Annotated in this window: 6 protein-coding genes; 3 read left to right on the forward strand and 3 right to left on the reverse strand. The window is 39.8% G+C overall.

Annotated elements, in window-relative coordinates; translation table 11 throughout:
• Window positions 1-114: 114 nt before the first annotated feature.
• From FFR48_RS30680 to FFR48_RS25925, 3 genes are all read left to right on the forward strand, one after another.
• Entirely contained in the window at window positions 115-222 is a 108-nt protein-coding gene (locus FFR48_RS30680; protein ID WP_371851487.1) for a hypothetical protein, read from the forward strand.
• A gap of 78 nt (window positions 223-300) precedes the next feature.
• Complete coding sequence (locus tag FFR48_RS30830; protein WP_096572821.1) at window positions 301-423, forward strand: DUF8629 family protein; 123 nt, start codon at window positions 301-303, stop codon at window positions 421-423.
• Between the two features lie 27 nt (window positions 424-450).
• Window positions 451-2,142: an MBL fold metallo-hydrolase gene (locus tag FFR48_RS25925; RefSeq protein ID WP_137669345.1), complete on the forward strand. Its 1,692-nt coding sequence runs from the start codon at window positions 451-453 to the stop codon at window positions 2,140-2,142.
• A gap of 134 nt (window positions 2,143-2,276) precedes the next feature.
• Here FFR48_RS25925 and FFR48_RS25930 read toward each other — a convergent pair whose 3' ends face one another.
• The 3 genes from FFR48_RS25930 to FFR48_RS29735 form a co-directional block, all read right to left on the reverse strand.
• Window positions 2,277-2,588: a DUF6679 family protein gene (locus FFR48_RS25930; RefSeq protein WP_096571619.1), complete on the reverse strand. Its 312-nt coding sequence runs from the start codon at window positions 2,586-2,588 to the stop codon at window positions 2,277-2,279.
• 218 nt (window positions 2,589-2,806) lie between these two features.
• Window positions 2,807-2,959 (reverse strand): hypothetical protein, encoded by a 153-nt coding sequence (locus tag FFR48_RS25935; RefSeq protein ID WP_162501967.1) that lies wholly within the window; start codon window positions 2,957-2,959, stop codon window positions 2,807-2,809.
• A gap of 633 nt (window positions 2,960-3,592) precedes the next feature.
• On the reverse strand, window positions 3,593-3,808 hold the full coding sequence (locus FFR48_RS29735) for a hypothetical protein (protein ID WP_096572820.1): 216 nt from the start codon (window positions 3,806-3,808) through the stop codon (window positions 3,593-3,595).
• Window positions 3,809-4,206 lie beyond the last annotated feature (398 nt).

The raw sequence follows: 4,206 nt of genomic DNA on the forward strand, positions 1-4,206 counted from the left end.
CGATCGCTATTGATCGGAAGTTAATCGACAAAAGCCTGAAACGACGGATTTTCGTTCATGCACATCATGGTGAATTTGTACAGCGTGACTGGGTAAGAGTTTTCCTAACCAGCAATTACCAATTACCAATTACCAATTACCAATTACCAATTACCAATTACCAATTACCAATTACCAATTACCAATTACCAATTACCAATTACCAATCACCAACTAAAGTAAAGATTTTCTAGCGATTCTGCCCAAATAGATAATCACACTATTACTATAAAAAGGAGTTTCATCAAGGAGGATAAACCGATGGATGTTAAGCTGATTTTAGTAGGATTCACTGTTATCTTTACCTTTGCGTGCTTATTTTTCGGTACAAAAAATGGCTTTTATGATTCAGACAACTATCATGGCAACGGTTCTGCACATTAATTTGCACATTAACCAGAGTTAGAGCGCATGAGGGATGATCTATCAGTATCGTCTCGTCCTGATCCTGGGGATGCAGCTAATGAATTAGAATGTCTGCCCTATAGTGTTCAGCATGAAGATGAAGGTGTTTGTCTATTAGTACGCATGGGTCCCCACCGCATTTTATTAGATTGCGGTTTGGGGGATATTTCATATCTGACTAGGGACATAACTAAATCTGCACAGAAGGGTAGTTCACCATTACCAGCAGATTTAGTGTTGGTTAGTCATGCTCACCCAGATCATGCTAGAGGTTTGCTGGCACTTAATCAAGCTTTTCCTCTTATGCCTATTTATGCTAGTGAGGTGACTAGCAAGTTATTACCGTTAAATTGGCCGGAACAAGCACCGGAAGAAATTCCTTCCTTTTGTCAGGCGTTACCTTTGCGATCGCCTATAGAAATACAAGAAAATCTAGTAGTAGAATTATTTCCCGCAGGTCATCTTCCCGGTGCTGTGGCTATTCTCCTCACCTACCATACCCCGCGCCGTGATTATAAATTACTTTACACAGGAGATTTTTTCCTCTCCAATTCTCGCCTAGTAGATGGGTTGCGCTTAGAAGAGTTAAGAGGTTTACATTTAGATGTTCTCTTAATTGAAGGCAGTTATGGAACATCTCGCCATCCTCACCGTCGCAACCAAGAAAATCAACTAGCGGAAAGAATTAACCGCGCCATAGCTGATCACTGTTCTATTATTTTACCCACACCGGCTTTAGGCTTAGGTCAAGAATTGTTGATGTTGTTACGCTCTCATCACCATTTTACTGGCCGGGATTTAGATATTTGGGTAGATGGCAATGTAGCTACTGGTTGTGATGCTTATTTAGAACTTTTAACCCATTTTCCCGCCTCAGTCCAAAATTTTGCCCGTCATCAGCCTTTATTTTGGGATGAAAGAGTACGTCCCCGTGTGCGGCGTTTAAAAGTGGAAGATTTGACTACTTTAGGCAGTTCACCCTGTATTGTCCTCACTGACTCCACAGCGGATTTAAGTAAATATTGTCAACCCAACACAGGACCTTGGCTCATTCTCCTACCAGAAAAAATAGATATCAAAGTTAATTCAGAATATCCCGCAGCAACCACCATAGAAAGCTATCTTTTAGCTCAACACAGTGATGGACCAGGAACAACCCAATTAATTCATAATTTACGACCCCAGCACGTGGTTTTTATCCACGGTTCTCCTGCTTATTTAGCTGACCTAACCAGTTTAGACGAGTTACAAAATCGTTATCATCTTCATTCCCCAGCAGCGGGAATTGTGGTAGAATTGCCCATTGGTGAAACATTTTTACAACCTTCTGCCCCGGAAACTAATTATGAAGGGGAGTTGACGGAACTAGAAACAGTCATTACGATCTCCCTACCAGAAGCAATTACAGAGGATCCGCGTTGGCAGCAATTTGCGGATACTGGTTTAATAGAAGCCCGTTGGCAAGGGGAAGAACTGGTATTAAGAGGTTTGTCTCAACGAGAACTGCTGAATCAAAATAGCTTAGATGCAGCCCGTAGTAAGCACCCCTATACCTGGTCAGATTTAGAGTGTTGTGGTACGTGCAAATACCAGAGGGGGCAACGGTGTTGGAATCCCGCAGCCCCATTGTATAACTTTAAAGTTACCCTGGAAGGTTATTGTCCTGCCTTTGAAAGTTTATCTGATCTAGAATCCTGACTCCTATTCAGGATTGCTGGATTTTGGATTTTGGATTGTGTTTGAGTTACTTGCAATCCAAAATCTAAAATCTAAAATCTAAAATTTTCTTTCCCTAGTCCCTAAATGGTAATTTTTGGGTAGACAAAGAGTTATTAGTCGGGATTCAAGTCAGTAAAACGGTTACGGATACGTTCCGACTCAGGACAGTCTTCAGTCATGAGAGGTTCTACATTACCCCGTGGTACGGAAGCTAATTTTTGCGTTACCGAGCCAATGCTTTCTAGGCGAACCATCTCTTCCCAAGAACAAACTTCGTCTTCTTCGTCTGTTTCATAGCGTAGAGTCACTAGATCACCCTCTATATCTATAATGCGGGCCCGCTCTATCCAGCGTTGCTGATCCCGCAAAAAAACACATACCTCCCGCCCGTCGCAACACAGTTGATAAATCTTGCGGTGTAGCATGTACTACTTCTGCCTTTTTAAACAACGTAGTTAAACTTGTGAAAATTTGGGTCTTAACCCGGTAAGAGATACCCTAAAGAGTTCAATTTCATGCTTGGTGAACTATTGCAATAACCCAATCTCACAAGGACTCGGTGGTGGCAGTCAATATAAGGAATTTTTGGGTTATGAACCAATGGTTACTGCTTCAGTTGAGCTTAATCTTTTTTAGGGCAATGCTAGATCATGTCTACTTCATAGAAGTCCAACATTTCTGGATTTTTCCTTACCTGGTGAATACTTGGTGGTGTTTCCTGATTACCATCCTGTAATAAACTGTACTGCAAAACCAGCGTTAATTGCGGTTGTTTTAGTTGCCTACTTGTAGTCATTGGCATTTCTAGGAAGTCTGGGGACTCGGCTGTACTTTTAACCCTTAATGTATTTGATCTTAACTCATTCTCAGGCTTAACTTCATGGTTTTAAACAACAATCACCCAAGACTTTTCAGTTTTGCTCTGTAGCATGAGGTGTAATACGGGCATTTTGCCTGTCAGTGGCGCAAATATGGCGATATTTCAGGATTAGGAATTTTTTTTGCTGGCAATTTTTTCTTGGTGATATTCATAAATTAGCAAAATTTATTACTCGTTATTAATTCGGTGAGTTTTTACAAATTTCAATTTAGGTAAATGCGCCAATAAAAATATAATGATGATTATTTGTATATAGCCATTTCCAAGAAGTGTGAGGTACAAAGTTTTTTCGTTTTAGGGAACTCTTAAACAGGGAACTCTTAACAGGGAACAGGGAACAGTGAATAAATTTGTTTGTACTTCATTAGACTTAGAATCGCTATATTAAGCTTTAATAATTCAATCTAGGTTCTACTGAATAAACCGAAAACTTACAGGACTTACGCAAAACAGAAACACAGTAGGCCCATAATCAACATATCCCATCTGAATGATGAGAGCCAAAGTGTGAGAAAGTTAGGCTTCATGTTAAGTTGTATCGAGTAATTCTTAGTGACATTTGTTCAGTACAGGCAATTCTCTAGAATTCTTTGAACAAGCTTCTCGTTTAACTGTACCTATGCGGATTGCTTCGTATAGGTTTGTCAGAGCTTTTAAATCATCGGATTGATAGCACCTAGTTGCCAATACCTGAAGGAGTAAACCCTCTGATTCAACACTAAGATATCCGGTTTGAAAGGCAGATGCAATGAGTGTGCGAATCATGATCAATAGGGCAAATGAACGATTTATCATTTCTATTGTCAAACACTTGCTTGCTAAATACATTGATATAAAACAGTAAATATTCGTGATTCTCATTACAGAAAAGTTGTGACCTCCATCACGATTAAAAAACAGAAATCCTCTATAATTAAAGGCTTTTATCTACGTACTGATAAACTATAAGCAGTCAAAAGTACAACTACTTCAAATGTGATCAAGAATAGTGTGAGTCTGCAATTATACTATGAAGATTGTATGAAACAAGGAATAGTTAGGGGTTGCTGAGAAAGTCTTTCCGTGAGGGCATAGGAGTCAGGAGTCAGGAGTCAGGAGTCAGGAGGAGATTGGAAAATTTCTTTGCCATCTCTTGAAATCCCAAAAAATGCACACTTTTTCCG

This window comes from Sphaerospermopsis reniformis (assembly GCF_005402885.1).
In the GTDB taxonomy this organism is placed as follows: Bacteria; Cyanobacteriota; Cyanobacteriia; order Cyanobacteriales; family Nostocaceae; genus Sphaerospermopsis; species Sphaerospermopsis kisseleviana.